Below are 17,527 nucleotides of genomic sequence, written 5' to 3'. Positions count from 1 at the left end.
TCGTGATCGATGTCAGGAGGGTGTATCAGTCCACGAGTCCTTCAAAAAGAGCCGTGGATACATAGCGTTCCCCGAAATCAGGAATCATCGCCACGATGGTCTTTCCTGAATTCTCAGGGCGAGCCGCGACCTCAACCGCTGCGTGGAGTGCTGCACCTGCAGAGATACCAACCATTAGCCCTTCTTCGTGAGCTGTGCGTCGAGCCATGGCGATCGCGTCATCGGACTTTACGGTCACGATCTCATCGTAAATGCCGGTGTCTAAGACAGAAGGGATGAAGTTTGCGCCCAGACCTTGGATTTTGTGTGATCCGGCTTTTCCGGTTGAGAGCAACGGCGATTCGGCTGGCTCGACGGCGATGACGTGAAGTTGCGGGTTACGTTTCTTCAGGTAGTGTCCAGCTCCGGTGATGGTGCCGCCAGTACCAATGCCTGCGATGAAGATATCGACATTTCCATTGGTATCTGCCCAGATTTCAGGGCCAGTCGTCGCTTCATGAATCGCAGAGTTTGCTTCGTTGGCGAACTGCGAAGCAAGAATTGAGCCTGGGTTGTCTGCCACGATTTCCTTCGCGCGATCCACAGCCCCTTGCATACCCTTAGCCGGATCTGTGAGTTCGAGTTCTGCCCCAAAGCCACGAAGCAGTGCGCGACGTTCTTTCGACATCGACGACGGCATGGTCAATACCACTTTGTAACCACGAGCTGCGCCGACCCACGCGAGGGCGATCCCTGTGTTACCTGATGTCCCTTCGACGATCATGCCGCCTGGTGTCAGAGCGCCGGACTTTTCTGCAGCATCGATGATTGCGACACCGATACGGTCTTTCACAGAGTTTGCAGGATTAAAGAATTCGAGTTTGCCGATGATGTTGGCATTTCCGTTTCCGAGACGATTGATTCGTACCAGGGGAGTACGGCCGACGAGTTCGGTTGCGTTGTTGTAGAGAGGCATATGGTTTTCCTTCTGATCAGTGCTTCAGCACACGAAAAATGGGGTTTGCCTAAATGGCGTTCACGATGTTTGTTGGGTGGAGTGTGAGCGGCGAGCGAGCGCAAGTGCGCACGGGTAAAGCTCGACGCCCTAGCGACACTGGCATCGGGTGGTGGAGAATGTGACATCTATGGCCATCTCAACACCACCTTTCGAATACAACAGCTTTCAACTATATTTTGCAGTTTAATCGGAATCGTTCACATGTCAAAGCCTCCCGGCGCTTTCCTCGCTCAGGATAATTCCAGCATCAATAGCACTCGATGAGCCAGAGGTGAGCTGAGCCAGCGTAGCGTTGAAGGAGTGGAGATCGGGCACTGCAACGTCAAGCTGGACACGGGAGGACTCGTAATTCACGCCAACCACGTCGTAACCACCTGCGCGAAGATCCGCCTCAACTTTTCCGGCAACAGAATGCATAAGAGACACTCGTGCCCGCACGAATGGAATTTGACGCACCACCCTACTTCCGGCAAGAGTTCCGGCGACGGCGTCAGTGTAGGCTCGAACGAGTCCTCCTGTCCCAAGAAGCGTCCCTCCGAAGTAACGGATCACGACGACGGCAATATCGGTGAGGTCTGCCCCTGCCAGGACGTCAAGCATAGGGCGGCCAGCTGTTCCTGACGGCTCACCGTCGTCGGACGAATGCATGAGGGGCTGGGCTCCGGGAACCGACACAATGAAAGCGCTGCAGTGGTGTCGTGCGTCGGGAAATTCTGAGCGGCAATCGGCGACAAGAGCGCGTGCCTGGTCTGCGCTCGACACGCGCCGGATTCTCGTAATGAAGCGCGAACGCTTGATTTCGAGTTCGTTAGCTAGCTCCAGATTCTCGCGTGAAAGTAACACAGGCATACCTCCATTATGACAGGACGAAGTCACGGGCGATAAACGGCGGTGTAGTTGGACACACATCACCGATGCAGGTTCGCGCGCGAGGGTGGTATCGGCTAAACTATCCCGATGTGTGCTCGATATAGAGCAACTGGAAAGACTTGGCCGGAACCGCCGGCCTGGAGTAGTGGAAGGAGCGGAGATCATGGCAGTACCTAAGCGCAAGATGTCCCGCAGCAACACCCGCTCTCGCCGTTCCCAGTGGAAGGCCAAGCTCACAGAGCTTCAGGTGGTCAACGCTGGTGGCCGCGAGGTTCGCATCCCGCGTCGTCTGGCGAAGGCTGCTCAGCAGGGCAAGCTCGATCTCGCCTGAGCGTTACGAAAGGCTGCTCAGCAGGGCAAGCTCGATCTCGCCTGAGCGTTACGAGTTGTGAAAAATCCCGATCAGTATGATCGGGATTTTTTCATACCTGTAGGCTATGTCATCAGATCCGACTGTACTGGGGCAGTAGTGGCCTACACTAGAAAGCAACGGAAGGGACAAACATGAGTGTTGAGTTTCCAATAGTGAATGGCAAGCCGTCCTCGACTGCAGTGAGCCGGGGGATGATGGAAGCTGCTTTAGAGGGCATCGCTCCAGCTGCAAAAGTCATCGGAGAGATAAAGAACTGGCGCACAGACTACGGTGCACTGTCATGTGAACTCACTCGTTGGGATGATCCAGCACGAGGGCCTGACGTTGCACGCCGGGGGTTGGAATTTCTTCATATGTTGCCCTCGAACGGTCATACCCTGGGCGCGTTATCGCCTACCCCTGCGCCGAAAAGTGAGACCTACGGGGGTGTGGGCACGGTCAGTGAACTTTCGATACCCTACGGGACACGCCAGCTCACCATGGAAGAGTTTGTTCGTCTCCTCCCTGACTGGAGACATGCTAACGCGATCACTTCACACGCTGCAGACCAATTAGTGTGGGCAGCATTTAATGGCCTTGACCTTTCAGGGCGACGAATCGCGGTCATTGGAGCTGGAGCTGAACTGGCTCCCACACGTTTCCTCCTTTCCCGAGGCGCTGATGTCTTGGCTGTCATACGTCCAGAATCTTCCCGCCGTGAGGCGCTGATTGCTGATGCCAGTGCACTTCCTGGCACACTTCACGTTCCACAGGTGGGCGACGTCGCACGTGATCCGTCCACCATCGCCGGGTGGCTGATCGATAACGGCGTCGAAGCGATTCTTGAGTGCCTCTATGCGCCAGGAGCCAAATTTCTTGCTGCTGCAATTGGCGCAGACCAGGTCATTCGTATGGTTAGTGAGGCTCGCGATATTCTTGTGGGCTACATCGGCTCTCCGCTCGACGCTGTCGTCCTACCTCCTCGACTTGCGCCCGGTGGTGACGAATGGTCACGGCGCGCTCGCGGAAAAGGCGCCATGGACGCTGGTGTCTTTGATGCGGTGATTCCACTTCAAGGTCCAAACTATTTAGCGTCGAAGCGAATCGGACGTTGGAGGGCAACCGATTTACGTGCTCACGGCACACGGGTGTCGTACCACATTGCACCGCTAGCTCAGACTCATTCTGTGCTGGATACGGCAATCTTGCAGGCAGCATATCGTGGAATGGGAATATTTGGGATCTCATCATTCCCCGCCAATGCCACGGCAGCGATGATGGCAATGCTGTTTGCTGGTGATCTGTTGGAGCAACGTCCACAAAATGATGATTTTCTTGTGGCATCGGCGTTTCCAAGTGGATTCTGGGCAACGAACCGCAAACCTGCTTCGGTGCTGAACACTGCGGCTGCGATTGGGAAATTGATGTTTTGGCGAAAAATTGAACCTATTGAGTGAACGCCTACCCGACAAACGTTTTAGGATTGACCACATGAAGAAAAGCCTTGCGGTAGTAGCCGCGCTCTGTTCCCTCGCCCTCACTGCGTGTTCCTCGATGAACCAGCCCACCACCACTGCTGGAACGACACCGTCGGCGTCCGCGTCGTCAAGTGCATCTGCCAAACCAACAGTAAAGAAGTATCCGACACTGAAGTCCACCCAGAAACTCAAAGCTGAAGCGGTGAACGGTGGTACTGCCTATACGACGGTTGACGGGGCAGTAACGCTCACTGCGCCGACGGGATTCACGGCATTGACGAAGGGAACTAACCCGCTATCTGAAGTGTGGCTTTCCTCTGGAAAAACTCAGATTCTCTTATCGAAGCTCGGCAAGCCGCTCACGGACACAACCAAAGAAGACTATCTTGCGTTGTTGGCCAAAGGAGATTCATTTAAAGATTTCGATGTGAAACCGAGCAGCGATGTCACAATCGACGGAATCAGCGCCTGGAGTTTTGAACTGACAAAGAAGCAGGGAGCAACGCATGTTGCGCAAATTTATGTGGTGGAGCATCGCGGGGTCACGTATGAAGTGACTGTGAAGGCTGAGGACCAGGCCGGATTTTCCGCCGCAGAGAAAATCATCTTGGGTACTAAACTCAACGGCCAGGGATAAATATCGATCAGCTCAGACAGTGGCGGGATGCGAGGCATTTGCCCACATCCCACCCCTGTCTGGGCGGGTTGCAGACGTGAACTAGTCGTTTACTTCAGCTGGGTCGGCGGACACGCGGCCTTGAACGCCCTGATCCAAGGCGTCAATGAGTGCCACTTCTTGCGCCGTGAGCGTGACCTCGCCAGAAGCGAGATTTTCTGCCATGCGTTGTGGGGTGGAAGACTTAGGGAAAACGATGTGCCCCTTCGCGATATGCCATGACAGGACTGTCTGTGCCCACGAAATACCGTGTGCTTGAGCAATTTCGCCAATAACACCACTGGTATAGTCAACCTTTCCTTGACCCAAGGGTCCCCATGCTTCGATCGCGATGTTGTGGCGAGTAGAGAGTTCGACGGCGGGGCGCTGCTGGAACTGTGGGTGAAGCTCAATCTGATTCACCGCCGGAATCAGTCCGGTTTCGAGAACCGAAGGCAAGTAACGCTCATCAAAGTTCGACACACCGACTGACTTGGTCATTCCTTCACCGCGTAACTGTCCGAATGTCTCCCATGTCTCCTGAATCGGAGCACGCTCAGGAGCCGGCCAGTGAATGAGATAAAGATCGACGTAATCGAGGCCGAGCTTTTCTAACGATTCTTCGAGCGCGGCACGTGTTTGATCCTGACCACGGCGGTTGTTCCATAACTTCGTGGTGACCCACAGCTCCTCGCGTGGAATACCAGATTCCGCAATGGCTTTTCCAACTTCTGTCTCATTGCCGTAAATCGCGGCAGTATCAATGTGTCGATATCCAGCTGCCAGTGCACTAGTGACCCGTTCGACAGTGTCTTTGGCCGGAACGAGGAACGTTCCGTAGCCAATCTGAGGGATCACTCGAGTGTCATTCAATGTCAGGGTGGGGGTTGCCATCGTGATTCTCCTTTCGTTGAGGCACTGTGTTTACAATATCGGGAATATAATCAAGCTCTTCGTTGTTCAGTCTTTAGTGAAAATTTTCCGGGAATGAAGCTCGGGGAAATGTGTCAAGGAAGGAACGCGATGGAATTCGATGTGTTGGTGATCGGTTGGGGCAAGGCAGGAAAGTCAGTGGCGGGAAAGCTCGCTGGTGCGGGGAAGAAAGTCGCCCTCGTGGAGCAGTCCGCCACAATGTACGGCGGCACGTGTATCAACGTTGCCTGTGTACCGACAAAAACTTTACTTACTTCAGCGAACGCACGCCGTGAAAATGACAATCCAACGCAATATTTTGCCTCCTCTGTCGACAAGCGCGATGCTCTGATCTCCAAGCTCAATTCCGTCAACCATGCGATGCTTGAAGGGAAAGTGACGCTGTTCGACGGGAAAGCCCAGTTTGTCGGCCCCCACGAGGTGCGCATTACACCAACCAACCCGGGCGGCCACGTCGCCGGCGCATCCGAAGGCAGGAGCGACGCACAGGAAAATGGACAAACGGAGCATCGCGAGGAGGAAATCCATCTTCGCGCCGCCAACATCATTATTAACACTGGTACTGTGCCAACCATCCCCGATATCCCCGGCACTGAACTCGATGGCGTGTACGATTCGACGACTATTCAACACGCACAGCCGTTCCCTGATCGCCTGGCGATCATCGGTGGCGGAACGATTGGCCTTGAATTTGCGACGATGTTCAACGGCTTTGGCTCACAGGTGACGGTAATTACGCCCGGCGATCGCCTACTCCCGTCACTCGACGAGGACGTTGCCGCCCTTGTCTACGACACAATGCGTGAGCAAGGAATCGAGTTTGTTTTGTCCGAACGCGCGAAGGCCATTGACAAGACCGACGACGGGCTTGACGTCGTGTTTGATGGCGGTCGAGTAAGCGCCGACGCTGTGTTGCACGCAGTTGGTCGGAGTGCTACTACTGATGGGCTTGGTTTGGACGCGGCAGGCGTGAAAACTGACGAACGTGGGTTCATGATCGTTGATGATCACCTGCGCACCAACGTTGAGGGAATCTATGCGGCAGGGGATATTAACGGTGGCCCACAGTTCACCTACATTTCCTTTGACGACCATCGTATTTTGATGGACGAACTCCTCGGCGACGGCGGGCGTTCCCGTGCTGATCGAGTGGCTGTGCCCACTGCGACCTTCATCAATCCACCGCTAGCAACCGTCGGGATGAGCGAGAAAGAAGCGAGGGAAAGCGGACGTAATGTGCGTGTGGATTCGAAGAAAATCGCTGAAATTCCGGTGATGCCTCGCCCGAAGATTGTCGGGAACCCAGCCGGAATGGCAAAGTTCATGATCGATGCAGACACGGACGAAATCCTTGGCGCGGTGCTGTACTGCATCGATTCCCAAGAACTGATCAACACCGTGGCGCTCGCGATGCGTATGGGCGCACCGGCGTCAATGTTGCGTGATGGTATCTGGACGCACCCGGCTTCCACTGAAGTCTTTAACGGCGTGATCGGATAATTCGAGGATCATTGATACAGAGGAAACATTCTTCCCTGGCTGGCGATAGCGACTTCTGCCGGTGTCGCATCTCTTATCAAAGACGACGCCGGAGTGTTTGGGCACGTTGTCTTCGTCTGTTTTCATTTGGCCGCTGGGAGGCTGCTGCGATAGTAAACATCAGGTTCGGGAGGATCTGAGGAGGCAGTGCTGATCGCGCCACGATTAAGCGAAGGATTCCCCTGAGCTTGCTACCGCGAGTAGTAGGCTCAGGGGAATCCATAAAAGTCTTGACGAGCGAGCTTGCAGCATCGCTCGTCAAGCTTTTTCAATTATCGGCGATGGCGGCCAGTGGTGGCGTCTTTGGCTTTGGCTTTTGTGACGCCGTGGTGGGCGTCATCGAGGTTGTCTTTGGCCTTGTCTTGGGCATGCTTGGCTGCCTCAAGGTCAGACTCGGCCTTCTTGACGTTCTTCTCAGCCTTATCCACGTTCTTTGTCTTAGCATCAACATCGGCTTTGGCTTTCGCTACGCCTGTTTTCTGTTCGAGCAGGTCAACCTCAGATTGGGCTTTAGCCTGACCTGCCTTAGCCTGGTCGAGGTCACGCTTCGCCGCATCAACGGGAGCCTTAGCATCCTTGACTGCCTTGTCTGCTTCACTCTGGACAGCCTTAGCCTTGTCGAGGTTTGCTTTCGCTTCGGTCACGGTCTTGTCTGAGACGGTGGCCTTGCGTGCCGCATCGAGATCCTCCTTCGCTTTGGCGAGGTTTTCCTTCGCGGCAGGTTCAGCCTTGACAGCATCCTGGGCGGCAGTCTTTGCAGCCTCAAGAGCCTTCGTCTTGGCCTGCACGTTCGCCTCTGCTTCCTTCACGGCTTTCAAGGCAGCATCTGTACGACCCTCAGTGACTTCGGCAAGATGCTTACGTGCCGCATCGAGATCCTTCTTGGCCTGATCCACGCTGCCTTGAGCCTTGTCGAGCTCGGCTTTGCGAGCCTTCATTTCCTGCAATGCTTGCGCGGTTTCGGCTTCTGAGTTCTTGACACCCTCAGTGTAGTGCTCGACAGCAGCCGCGCTTGGTAGCACGCCACCAATGAGGTCTGGGTTGGTGACTTCTGCAAGGTCTTCTTGGGCTTGAGCGAGCTGGCTTGTGAGAGTATCAATCTTCTTGGTTGTTTCTTCCACAACGCTCTTAGCCTGGTCGAGGTCACGCTTGGCCTGGTCACGGTGCGCGGTGGCAGTGTTCAAGCGTTCTTCGGCCTGGCGGATCAGTTTCCCTGCCGGATCCTCCCCGTTACGAGCCTCATCGAGAGCGCTCTTTGCGCGCTCAACCTCACGCTGCGCAGCATCCACACGCACCTGAGCAGCCTGAGCCTTCTCAGACAGCGCGTTAAGCTCGTTTTGTGCCTGGTCGAGGACGCTCTTTGTGCGGGCCACGTCCTGGTCGAGTTTGCCCGTGTCGACGTGGGCGTGGGTGAGGACGTTGCGGATTTCTTCTGGTTCGAGCTGGTTAGCAAGATTATTCTTCTTCAACTGCTCGCTTGTTGTGAGCGAATCCTTTTGCGGATATTCGGCAGACGAGAACTCATCACCCACAGTGCGGTTGATGTCCTCATTCACACCGGATGAGGTGTGGTATACGGTGACGGATTCCGCGATCGGTGCTTGTTTACCGATCACTGATTCTGGCTCAGTGACCATATATGTGCCATCAGACTTGTCATCAATCTGGGTACGGTCATAGCCGCGCATGACGACAACGACTCTGCGTGGATTGTCGTTTTCGGGAGAGTATTTCACGGCGATTTGTGCGCCCACAATGTTCGGGCTGACCATGTTCCGCTCATGGCCGGGTGAGCTGTAGAACTGTTCGAAGAGCGTTTCGGCGACAGCGATCGGGTTTTCGAAACCTCTATTATAAACCCTATAGGAGGCGACGTTCTCCATCGTGAAAACCATGTCATTGTCGTGGGAAATGTCCCCCGTCTTGGTATACTCGTCAAGCAGATGGTCCGCCCAGTCAAGCGTGTCTCCACGGAACTCTTCACCATCAACCAACACCAGCTTCGCCAACCCAGCGGCTTGACGGTAGGCGTTCCAGTAGCGCAATAGTGCCGCCTCGGTCAGGCGTGCTCGTTGTTCAACGGTGAGCTTCGAGACGCGAATCTTTGTTGTCCCCAGGGCGGTATCTCGTGCCGTCACGGCCTTGTCGTAGGCTGCGCGAGCATCGGTGAGCGCAGCCTGTTTCAGGGCAAGATCACGCTTGGCCTGATCGTTGGCCTGCTTGAGCGTTTCATGCTCAGCAGTGACTCGGGAAAGTTCAGCCTGGGCAGCGTTGATCGCGTTCTCGCGTGCCTTGGTAGCGTCCCCTGCCTGGCGGCGAGCCGCCTCCAACTCTGCCTTCGCTTCACTCATGCGCTTTTCGGCGTCAGCCAAAGCCGCAGTGGTTGAGTCAACCTTCGCTTTCGCTGTGGCGAGATCCTTCTCGGCGCTAGTCTTCGAATCGGTGAGAGTCTTGACCTTGCCCTGAGCCAGAGCCAGGTCAGCCTTGAGCTGTTCGCGTTCACGAGCAAGATCTGTTTTCGCTTCAGCAAGGAGCTGGCGTTGAGCATTCAGCGCATATTCTGCCTCGTCATACTTCTTCTTCGCCTCATCGTAAGCGTACTGGAGTGGCTCGACCTGTTCGAGAGCCTGATCGAGCTTCTCCTTAGCGGCACTAACCTTGTCTGCTTCAACCTTGTGGTCGCGAGCAACCTCGGCTTCAACCTTTTCCAGGTTCTGTGACGCGGCAACAACACCGGCGCGGGCCTTGTCCAGCTCTGCCTCAGCCTTAACCACACCATCCTTAGTGGTGGCGATGTTCTTTTCCGCAGCCTCTACGCTAGCGTTTGCTTGGGCGACCTTCTTCTCGGCAGCCGCAATATCATCAGCGATCTTCTTTTGCGCGGCAGTGAAATCCTTTTGCGCTGTTTCAAGATTCTTACGCGCCATAGTCACGCCAGCATTCGCGTTCGCAAGAGCTGTTTCTTTACCTTCAAGAACACTCAATGCCGCATCATAGGCTTTCTGCTTGAGAGCAACAAGCTCCTTAGCAACACTGAGAGTATCGTTCGCTTTCGCTAACTGTGGGGCAAGCTCGGCGCGTGCAGCCATCGCAGCTTTCAACCCAGCCTTTGCCGCGTCAAGCTCGACGCGTGCCTTCGCAAGACGAGCACGCGCATCAGCAACACCCTGAATACGGTTGGCAACATTCATATGCGCCTTGTCCAGGGCACGCTTAGCTGCGGCTTCGTTCGCTAGCGCTTTGACGAGGCTAGAGCGGTAGAGCGGGGCGATAGCGTAGCCCATTTTCTTCCCCGACTTTGTTGTGTAGACACCCTTCACGGTGCCACGTTTCGTGCTTGCCGACGCGTTCGTGCCATGCGAGGTGGCCTTGCGTAGTGTCGGCAAGCTAGGAGCAGGCGCGGACGTGTTGTGCTCGGCAGGAGCAGGAGTATTCGCGCCGGTCTTGTCTGAGCCGGCCTGCCCGGTAGCAGCCTCAGAATCAGCCTTCTTATCACCCTGAGCCTCATCACCCTGAGCATCCGGGGTGGCCTCAACGGACGGGGTGGCTGATGGTGCCTGTTGTGGCTGAGTCATTTTCGCTGAAGCATCAGCATGAGGAGACGCATCCTGGGCCGGGGTGGATGATTCTGGAGTAGAACACGCACCGAGCGTGCTCATCGCGGTTAAAACAACAGCAGCGGCAGCGCCGAGCTTAGTGAACTTGTGTGTATTGTTCTGTGTCATATTAGTTCCCCTTTGTTAGGTTGGTTGGCAGTGCCCGCACGAGCGGAAAGAACAGGCTTGATAGAGCCAGTGCAAGTATCTTCACGATGAGAAATTGAGAAGCGCTCATCGCTTGCTATACAGGTTTTGAGGTGAGGAGGGGGAATGCCGTGTGCTATCTGCGGCGTCGTCTTTGACGTAGTAACAGCACGGATGAAAGAGAACCTGAGTTTTAGGTAAGGCAGACAGTTGCAAGTAGTAGGAAAATTGCTCCTATCACGCTCAGGATTACCTTTACTTACAAACGCAGCACAGGATCTATTCCGAGGAGTTAGAAATGCGGGGGGGGGTCTTCTTTGTAGCTTCTGATAGAGGAGCTAAAGAGGAGATGTTGCTTTCTGTCTTTCCCAGCAGATCTGTGTAGCCAGTGTGCATCTTTCCAGTGACCGGAACGGTTGTATTTAGCTGAGCTATTAGAAGTGTTTCACCGGAGACAGCTAGAGCCCCTTTGTTTTTACATGCATGTGAGAAATCTGCGAGTCCCGTCGCCGTGTGGAACGCAGTTACATTTTTAAATTTGAAACGGTTAATATCCAGATTTCTCATACTATCTTAGAGGCTGATATGTGTGGTGTTGGTGCGTAGCAAGTGAACTGAGAAAGAACGACAGATCCGTTAGCTCAAGAGCATTGCTTTTCACCACTAACTATTTAATCAACAGTTTTATTAACTTTCCAGTTATTATTCTGATATTTCCCCGCACGCGCGGGGAATTGAGACTTAGACGTCGGATTTGATAAGGGCTCAACTTGCCTTAGATCTTTGGTGATAAGGGGTTTTGTTACTTCCGGGGGCGACCTCTAGAGCTCTGTCCTAAGCGTCCGGTGACCGCCATGGGACTGACTCATACTGAAGGGCTGCGCAGCGGACTGTCTAGGGGGTGCGGATCGCGGTTTGCGTTGGCGTGTATCTCGCGAGGGGGAGCAGCCTCGCTGGGTACCATCTTTAGTAAATAACTTTATGGATTGCATAGTGCATTAGCTTATGACTGCGGAGCTGCGCTGAGAAGGATCGATGTGGGTGGCAAAACGGAGAAGACAACAATTGGCTTCTACAATATGTAGACTTCCTGCATGGTCAGCCCTCGAAGGCCATCACGAAGCTATCCGAAGAAGATGAGGCTGCTTTCATGCTCAAGAACGGCAGACCGATGGCGGTGCTCATCTCGATCGACAGGTGCGAGCGACTAATGAAGGCCGGGATCGGCGTCACCGAGTACTATAAGGCTTCTACGAGGGATATTTGATGGCAGTGAAAAGACATACTGGATCTACTGGTGGAACACCACACGCCTTAACGAGTCCTTGGATTACGCCGTACCAGGCAGGGGCCTCGCCGCTTGACTATCATCTTGTTCATAGGTACGATAGCGATTAAATACAGTTCTCAACTGCGACGATGGAGTTGAATTTTGACATGTAGGAATACTGTTAAATGGGGCTTTGCTAGCTGGGCTAGCGGTTGTCCTCAGGCTCTTGGAGTTTCGCGAGTTGTTGTACTTGCCGACGTACATCATCTGCCCATACTGCTCGAAAATAACTACATCAACGATAAGACACTCGTTTTTGCTCCATCCAAGGCACCAAGGGTTGATGTGACGTTTGACGGAGATTTGGAAGCTCCGACCAGTGAGGTGCGCCTCGCGAATAGTTTTACCATCCAATCAACCTCACTCGCACTGGCTGACTTCATGCCAACCATTGGACCCCGGTTGTTGCGAATCGCAACAGAATCAGACCTTGACGTACTGTTCGTTGCTGCTGACGAAGCTTTCCATAACGGTTACTTCAAACCAATACTAGTAGACCCATCTACGATCATTGCGAACGAAACAGCCTTCGGGCTTTGGCGGGGTCAGGGAACACCCAATGAGCGTCTATGGATTGCTTCTGACGGGACTGTGCGGGTGAGTGCTGATGGCACTCCGCTCGGGAGTGTACGTCAACAATTTAGCCATATTAAGAAGTCATATGCCGAATTGCATAGCCCAATATCAGGTTGCCCAGCAGCTCTCGAAATCGTATCGGCTAACAAGGGTTGCCAAGAAGCTATCGAGAGTAGACCTTGGTTGAAAAACTTCCTGAATGTGGCAGGCATGTGGCGTTCACGACCTGGAATCCTCGATGCAGTGGGGACGCACTGACTACGGCATCTTGTGGAGTGCTGAAAACGCGTACATAGGTACAGGATCACTTGGCTCGATTATCAAAATCTCACGTGAGGCTGCCCGTGTATTAGAAACAGTGCGGATGCTAAACGGAGATTCCCTGAATGATCTGGATCCAACCATCCGCAGCCACGTAGAAAAATTGGAACGAAAGTTAGGTGTTCACATCCTACCAAGTAGCTCATTAGTGAGAGGGGAGTAGGAAATGACGGCAAATCCAAGTAGCGCGCTCTTGGCAAACCTTCTAGCTCCCGTAGATCGTAATCGCCCAGAACACATCGCCATGAGTGCTCAAGGTCATCACGTGACATATGAGGATGGAAGTGTCAAGCTTTGCGCAACAAGTGGGTTATGGAATGTACCACTGGGATACGGTAACCGCAACATCGCAGATGCGATACATCGGGCGGCTATTGATGCTTCATACCTCAGCACGTTTCGTGCCGAACATACGTATGCTCGACAAGCCGCTGACGCACTGGTTACGTTCAGTGGACTGGATAATGCGTATACGAGGGTGTACTTCTGCACAAGTGGTGCTTCTGCGAACGATCTCGCGATGAAGATCATTCGCATATATCAACTTGTAAATGGCAACACGAACAAGGCGAATATCGTTTCCCTTCACGATAGTTATCATGGATTGTCTTTCGGTGCTTTCGCATTGACAGGTCAAGATCTCGGTCAAGCCATGTATGGAGTAGATCAAAGGAATATTCGGCATGTTCGCGTAAACGACGTGAATCAGCTGCGACAGTTATTCGACATCGAAGGAGAACGTATCGGTGGCATCATTCTTGAGCCGGTCCTTGGAAACGGATGCCAGGTTATTGAACCAGATTTCTTGCGTGCAGTCTTCGCCTTACGTTCCCGCTACGGCTTCTTAATTGTTGCCGATGAGGTCGCCACTGGCTTTTGGCGCACAGGAGTAGATTTTGCGAGTAATCAGTGGGAGGAGAAGCCCGATGTGCTTTTACTTTCGAAGGCGCTGACAAACGGGACACTTGCAGCTTCTGCGATTTTGTTGAGCAAGAATACTTCGGAAGTGCTCGATACGGTGACAATCGCCCATGGGGAAACTCAGGCCGGTTCACCAATTGTAAGTGCAGCAATCCTAGCGACATTGCGGGAACTCTCTGCGTTTGAAACGGATACACGTGTTAAACAATTAGAAATTAAACTGACAAGTGCACTCGAAACTCTCCGGGAAAGCAATGAGCTGATCACTGAAATAGGTGGCGTAGGCGCAATGCGGTCAATTAGCTGTGTAACTCCGAATGGTCATCCGCTGAATGGCGAACAGGTTCAACGTCTAGTCAGGTTAATCAAGACCGAGGGAGTCATAGTATATCCAGGAGTTTCCGGTATTCAAGTATTTCCGGCTTATACCTACACGACAACAGATCTCGAGTTTATGACGGAACAAATCGACGCAGGGCTCGAAGCGTTTTCGCAGACCTTTCAAGATGAATCAAAGCTAAAGGGGGTGTCTAATGCTTCCCATTAACACTCAAACTGTGCTTGTCGCTGGGATGTCAGATCTCCGTAGGTGGATCCATGGCTATAACAGTGACTTTTTAGATATCGTCCTTGATTCATCCATCTTGGAAGGCTCAGTGACGGAAAGATTCATTAATTCTTTGGGACATTCTGTTGGTGACACTCGTGTGATCACGTATCGCAGTGGAAGACTCGACGGTCATCTCCGAACTGGTTCTTTTGTAATCGTTGTTGGAGGAGGCTCCTGCCTCGATGACGTGAAGCTCCGTGTCTATTTGAACTCCCTTGGACTTACGGAGTTGCCTAATCTAAATGCGCGGTGTGGGTTTCTCCTTCTTCCTGAGCTACAACACCGTGCCCACCTTCTAGCGGCAATCCCGACGACTCTCGGGACTGGAAGCGAAGTAAGCCAAGTTGCGGTGGCGAAGAAGCCGGGAGATCGAAAGCTTGTCTTGGGGGCAGGGCTTGCACCTACGGTCGCGTGGCATAATACGGATTTCTTGCAATCGCTCCCTTTGAATATCCTCCATGAAGGTGTTCTGGAAATCTTTGCTCGTCTCCTTGGAACATTTATCGCACCGCAAGACGATACGCATCAGCCTGAAGATGCAGTGGTTCGGGGATACGTGCACTGCATGGCTCCAGCACTAATGGACGGTGACCGACTCAAAGACTCTCGTTGGCAAGAGAACTTACTCAGAATTGGCGCACGTTCTCATCAATCAGGTGTGACGTACAAACGCCCACCTTTTGGAGTTAAGTGGTGGCCAATCGTCAACGAGATTTGCGCACTGACAGGGGAGCGTAAAATCCCTGTTCTGTCGTTGATCCTTCCCCAAATACTTCTTCGGATCCTAGAAGGTGATGATCGTTGGGGAAGTGCGGTACGCCTGAGATCCATTTGGAGCTCGTTTGCAGAGAACGCCGGGCGGGATGTACCTGAAGACCCAGTGGCAGGTGTTGCTTCCCTACTTGCTGACAACGTTCAGCACTCAGATCATCAATCTTTATGCATTCCCATGCTTGTGCAGAGAATAATGCGAGCATGGGGTGAAGGGCTACCGATGTTTCGTGGATTCGAGGGCAATGAGCTTGAGAACCTTCTTGAAGCTGCATTAGTACCGTCCCATGCTGTATCGGTAGCTAGTCAAGGTAATAATTGAAAGGAGGGGAAATGAAAAACCAGCTAGAACTTCTTGAACTTGATATGCAGGAGCTTGAGCCTATGGACGCTCCGTTCTGGGCAACTGCAGCAAGTGTTGTATCGGGAATCTCTGCAGTGTCTGGCACGGCATACACCGTGTTTAAGTCACTCGTTGCGGCGTCGATCATTGCGACCTAAATTCTTCCAAATTACCGAAAGGAGTACATACCATGGAACCTATTGAAATCCGAGCACTACCAGAATTGGAAATGCAGGAACTTGAGGCCATGGACGCACCCGGGTGGTGGACTGGTTTCCAAAAGGGCGTCGAAATTACCGTCGCGACACTGGTCTTCTCGGCTGCGACAGCTGCCTCCGCAGCAACCTAATCCCAAACGATCCATTACTGACTAGTAATGCTAATTGGCTATGTGAACCTGAGCATTCAGGTTCATATAGCCACCCAGAGGACGTGATACACGTGAATAAGAAGAACAATGGTAGTGCCAAGGTGACGTGGATACTCATTGCCCTGCTTGCCGCAATCTTTGTCATCGTTACACTTGTCGATGAGAGGTTTAAGTCGGGCTCCCTCTACGTCGCACTCATAGCCACTCTAGCTGCTTTGGCTTTTATTGGCTTTCAAAATCGCCGGGATCGATAGTTATGGCAGAGGCGGCAATCGAGTTTCGAGGATTTTCAAAGTCTTTTGGATCAGTAACAGCTGTTGAGGATGTATCGTTCTCTGTCGAACCAGGTCGGGTCGTAGGGCTCTTAGGAGAAAATGGGGCTGGTAAAACGACATGTATACGTGGACTCCTTGGCCTTCTTGAATCGGACGTAGGCGACGCACTTATTTTCGGTAAACCGTTCAGCACCCGTCGCGAGAGAAATATTGTAGGAACTTCAATCGACGGCATAGGGTTCACTCCTGGTGCGACTGTCAGACGTGAACTTATGATATGGGCTCATGCACATAATGTCAGTCGCGAGAGAGTCGATACTGTGTTGGAACAAGTGAGCCTTGCCGATGCCGAAAACCGTAGCGTCCAGAAGCTCTCCCAAGGTATGAAACAAAGGCTCGCCCTCGCGACGGCTCTGTTGCCCGATCCTGATATTTTGCTTCTTGATGAACCAACAAATGGTCTTGATCCAACTGGAATTCGTTGGCTGAGAACGCTTTTGCGCAATTTTGTTGCAGCGGGGAAAACAGTTCTGCTTTCTAGTCATTTGCTCAACGAAGTTGAGCAAACTGTTGATGATGTAGTCATCTTAAAACGAACTGTGAAGTTCACTGGTTCCCTGAGTAATTTTACAGATAACGGACATTTTAGATTAGAGGATAAGTTCTTTGAACTGATGGGAACCGAGGGTTTGAATGATGTTAGGTAACCGATTTCGCTCAGACCTCCTGAAAGCATTTACTGGGAAGCCGTTCTGGGTCCTTATAGCAATTGGTCTCGGTCTAACCGTACTTTTTGCCTTTGGATTCGCAGAATCGTTGGTGGATCCTGCCTTACCTCAAGTTTCATCGGAGGAAGGGAGTGCCACGATCCTTCGCTCATTCTTCGCGATGACTATCTGTGCTGCCTGGATGGGCGCTTTGATTATCACCCGCGAATATGGAACTGGGACTATTGCTCGGACGGCTATAATCTCTCCCACTAGAACAAGTGTTGTGGGAATGAAGACACTTACTGCAACAATTGTCGGCGCAATCTTGGGCGCCGTAGCGGTGATTGTCGCAATCCCAGTATCAATGCTCCTTGTCGAATCAAAAGGAGTTGAGTTTGTGTGGACGAGTGACGTCGTTACTATCGCGATCGGTGTTTTTGTGTCGACACTACTTTCTTCTTTGTGGGGGCTGTACATAGGTTTCATAACCCGTAATTCCGTTACCGCTATCTCCGTCATTGCACTCGTTACGTGGATGATCGAACCCGCAATTCAACGATTTGCACCAGAAATATCTGGGTATTTGTTCACTCTTGCCACAACGGGGGTAGTGCTGGACCCTCACGATGAATTACTCAGTGTCGGCGCATCATATCTTGTTCTCATTGTTTGGCTGGTAGCACTTGGGCTGGTCTCGACTGTGCTGTTCCGTCGGAAAGACATTGCGTAAGGA

15 protein-coding genes are annotated in these 17,527 nt (G+C 52.8%); 11 read left to right on the top strand and 4 right to left on the bottom strand.

The window, feature by feature from the left end:
• Positions 1-25: 25 nt before the first annotated feature.
• Both cysK and ACTOVJ_RS04000 read right to left on the bottom strand, forming a co-directional pair.
• A complete protein-coding gene (gene cysK / locus ACTOVJ_RS04005) occupies positions 26-955 on the bottom strand; it encodes a cysteine synthase A (protein WP_449504271.1) in 930 nt (309 codons plus the stop codon).
• 246 nt (positions 956-1,201) lie between these two features.
• Positions 1,202-1,846, bottom strand: coding sequence for an IMPACT family protein (locus tag ACTOVJ_RS04000; RefSeq protein WP_449504270.1), 645 nt, complete (start codon positions 1,844-1,846; stop codon positions 1,202-1,204).
• Between the two features lie 184 nt (positions 1,847-2,030).
• Here ACTOVJ_RS04000 and rpmF point away from each other — a divergent pair, with 184 nt between their 5' ends.
• The 3 genes from rpmF (at position 2,031) to ACTOVJ_RS03985 (ending at position 4,334) form a co-directional block, all read left to right on the top strand.
• Entirely contained in the window at positions 2,031-2,198 is a 168-nt protein-coding gene (rpmF, locus tag ACTOVJ_RS03995; RefSeq protein ID WP_278012338.1) for a 50S ribosomal protein L32, read from the top strand.
• A 173-nt stretch (positions 2,199-2,371) separates the two neighbouring features.
• The gene (locus tag ACTOVJ_RS03990) at positions 2,372-3,676 is read left to right on the top strand and encodes an NAD(P)-dependent oxidoreductase (protein WP_449502478.1); all 1,305 of its coding nucleotides are present in this window, start codon (positions 2,372-2,374) and stop codon (positions 3,674-3,676) included.
• Between the two features lie 34 nt (positions 3,677-3,710).
• Positions 3,711-4,334, top strand: a complete 624-nt coding sequence (locus tag ACTOVJ_RS03985; RefSeq protein WP_449504269.1) for a hypothetical protein — start codon at positions 3,711-3,713, stop codon at positions 4,332-4,334.
• An 81-nt stretch (positions 4,335-4,415) separates the two neighbouring features.
• On the opposite strand, the gene ACTOVJ_RS03980 is transcribed toward ACTOVJ_RS03985, so the two are convergent.
• The gene (locus tag ACTOVJ_RS03980) at positions 4,416-5,246 is read right to left on the bottom strand and encodes an aldo/keto reductase (protein ID WP_449502476.1); all 831 of its coding nucleotides are present in this window, start codon (positions 5,244-5,246) and stop codon (positions 4,416-4,418) included.
• A 129-nt stretch (positions 5,247-5,375) separates the two neighbouring features.
• Between ACTOVJ_RS03980 and ACTOVJ_RS03975 the strand changes: the two genes are divergently transcribed.
• Entirely contained in the window at positions 5,376-6,785 is a 1,410-nt protein-coding gene (locus ACTOVJ_RS03975; protein ID WP_449504268.1) for a dihydrolipoyl dehydrogenase family protein, read from the top strand.
• A 311-nt stretch (positions 6,786-7,096) separates the two neighbouring features.
• Here ACTOVJ_RS03975 and ACTOVJ_RS03970 read toward each other — a convergent pair whose 3' ends face one another.
• Positions 7,097-10,549 carry a hypothetical protein gene (locus tag ACTOVJ_RS03970; protein WP_449504267.1) on the bottom strand — a complete coding sequence of 1,151 codons (3,453 nt, stop codon included), beginning with the start codon at positions 10,547-10,549 and terminating at the stop codon, positions 7,097-7,099.
• Between the two features lie 1,450 nt (positions 10,550-11,999).
• Between ACTOVJ_RS03970 and ACTOVJ_RS03965 the strand changes: the two genes are divergently transcribed.
• From ACTOVJ_RS03965 to ACTOVJ_RS03935, 7 genes are all read left to right on the top strand, one after another.
• Positions 12,000-12,731, top strand: a complete 732-nt coding sequence (locus ACTOVJ_RS03965; RefSeq protein ID WP_449504266.1) for a hypothetical protein — start codon at positions 12,000-12,002, stop codon at positions 12,729-12,731.
• Between the two features lie 229 nt (positions 12,732-12,960).
• Complete coding sequence (gene mpaD, locus ACTOVJ_RS03960; protein ID WP_449504265.1) at positions 12,961-14,262, top strand: daptide-type RiPP biosynthesis aminotransferase; 1,302 nt, start codon at positions 12,961-12,963, stop codon at positions 14,260-14,262.
• Positions 14,249-15,418, top strand: a complete 1,170-nt coding sequence (locus ACTOVJ_RS03955) for an iron-containing alcohol dehydrogenase (RefSeq protein ID WP_449504264.1) — start codon at positions 14,249-14,251, stop codon at positions 15,416-15,418. The genes mpaD and ACTOVJ_RS03955 overlap by 14 nt, the downstream gene beginning before the upstream one ends.
• An 11-nt stretch (positions 15,419-15,429) precedes the next feature.
• On the top strand, positions 15,430-15,597 hold the full coding sequence (locus ACTOVJ_RS03950; RefSeq protein WP_449504263.1) for a hypothetical protein: 168 nt from the start codon (positions 15,430-15,432) through the stop codon (positions 15,595-15,597).
• Positions 15,598-15,629: 32 nt separating this feature from the next.
• Complete coding sequence (locus tag ACTOVJ_RS03945; RefSeq protein WP_449504262.1) at positions 15,630-15,788, top strand: daptide-type RiPP; 159 nt, start codon at positions 15,630-15,632, stop codon at positions 15,786-15,788.
• 277 nt (positions 15,789-16,065) lie between these two features.
• Positions 16,066-16,791 (top strand): ABC transporter ATP-binding protein, encoded by a 726-nt coding sequence (locus tag ACTOVJ_RS03940; protein WP_449504261.1) that lies wholly within the window; start codon positions 16,066-16,068, stop codon positions 16,789-16,791.
• Positions 16,778-17,524, top strand: coding sequence for a hypothetical protein (locus tag ACTOVJ_RS03935; protein ID WP_449504260.1), 747 nt, complete (start codon positions 16,778-16,780; stop codon positions 17,522-17,524). The genes ACTOVJ_RS03940 and ACTOVJ_RS03935 overlap by 14 nt, the downstream gene beginning before the upstream one ends.
• The last annotated feature ends 3 nt before the right edge of the window (positions 17,525-17,527 follow it).

It is taken from the genome of Arcanobacterium sp. (ex Cirak et al. 2026), from assembly GCF_053585065.1.
This window is presented reverse-complemented; position numbering and strand designations above follow the sequence as displayed.

Bases quoted from the DNA above. Each gene is read 5' to 3' on its own strand.
- ACTOVJ_RS03935 (WP_449504260.1), top strand. From the start codon at position 16,778: ATGATGTTAGGTAACCGATTTCGCTCAGACCTCCTGAAAGCATTTACT.
- ACTOVJ_RS03980 (WP_449502476.1), bottom strand. From the start codon at position 5,246: ATGGCAACCCCCACCCTGACATTGAATGACACTCGAGTGATCCCTCAG.
- mpaD (WP_449504265.1), top strand. From the start codon at position 12,961: ATGACGGCAAATCCAAGTAGCGCGCTCTTGGCAAACCTTCTAGCTCCC.
- ACTOVJ_RS03940 (WP_449504261.1), top strand. From the start codon at position 16,066: ATGGCAGAGGCGGCAATCGAGTTTCGAGGATTTTCAAAGTCTTTTGGA.
- ACTOVJ_RS03955 (WP_449504264.1), top strand. From the start codon at position 14,249: ATGCTTCCCATTAACACTCAAACTGTGCTTGTCGCTGGGATGTCAGAT.
- ACTOVJ_RS04000 (WP_449504270.1), bottom strand. From the start codon at position 1,846: ATGCCTGTGTTACTTTCACGCGAGAATCTGGAGCTAGCTAACGAACTC.
- ACTOVJ_RS03950 (WP_449504263.1), top strand. From the start codon at position 15,430: ATGAAAAACCAGCTAGAACTTCTTGAACTTGATATGCAGGAGCTTGAG.
- ACTOVJ_RS03985 (WP_449504269.1), top strand. From the start codon at position 3,711: ATGAAGAAAAGCCTTGCGGTAGTAGCCGCGCTCTGTTCCCTCGCCCTC.
- ACTOVJ_RS03975 (WP_449504268.1), top strand. From the start codon at position 5,376: ATGGAATTCGATGTGTTGGTGATCGGTTGGGGCAAGGCAGGAAAGTCA.
- ACTOVJ_RS03970 (WP_449504267.1), bottom strand. From the start codon at position 10,549: ATGACACAGAACAATACACACAAGTTCACTAAGCTCGGCGCTGCCGCT.
- ACTOVJ_RS03945 (WP_449504262.1), top strand. From the start codon at position 15,630: ATGGAACCTATTGAAATCCGAGCACTACCAGAATTGGAAATGCAGGAA.
- cysK (WP_449504271.1), bottom strand. From the start codon at position 955: ATGCCTCTCTACAACAACGCAACCGAACTCGTCGGCCGTACTCCCCTG.
- ACTOVJ_RS03990 (WP_449502478.1), top strand. From the start codon at position 2,372: ATGAGTGTTGAGTTTCCAATAGTGAATGGCAAGCCGTCCTCGACTGCA.
- rpmF (WP_278012338.1), top strand. From the start codon at position 2,031: ATGGCAGTACCTAAGCGCAAGATGTCCCGCAGCAACACCCGCTCTCGC.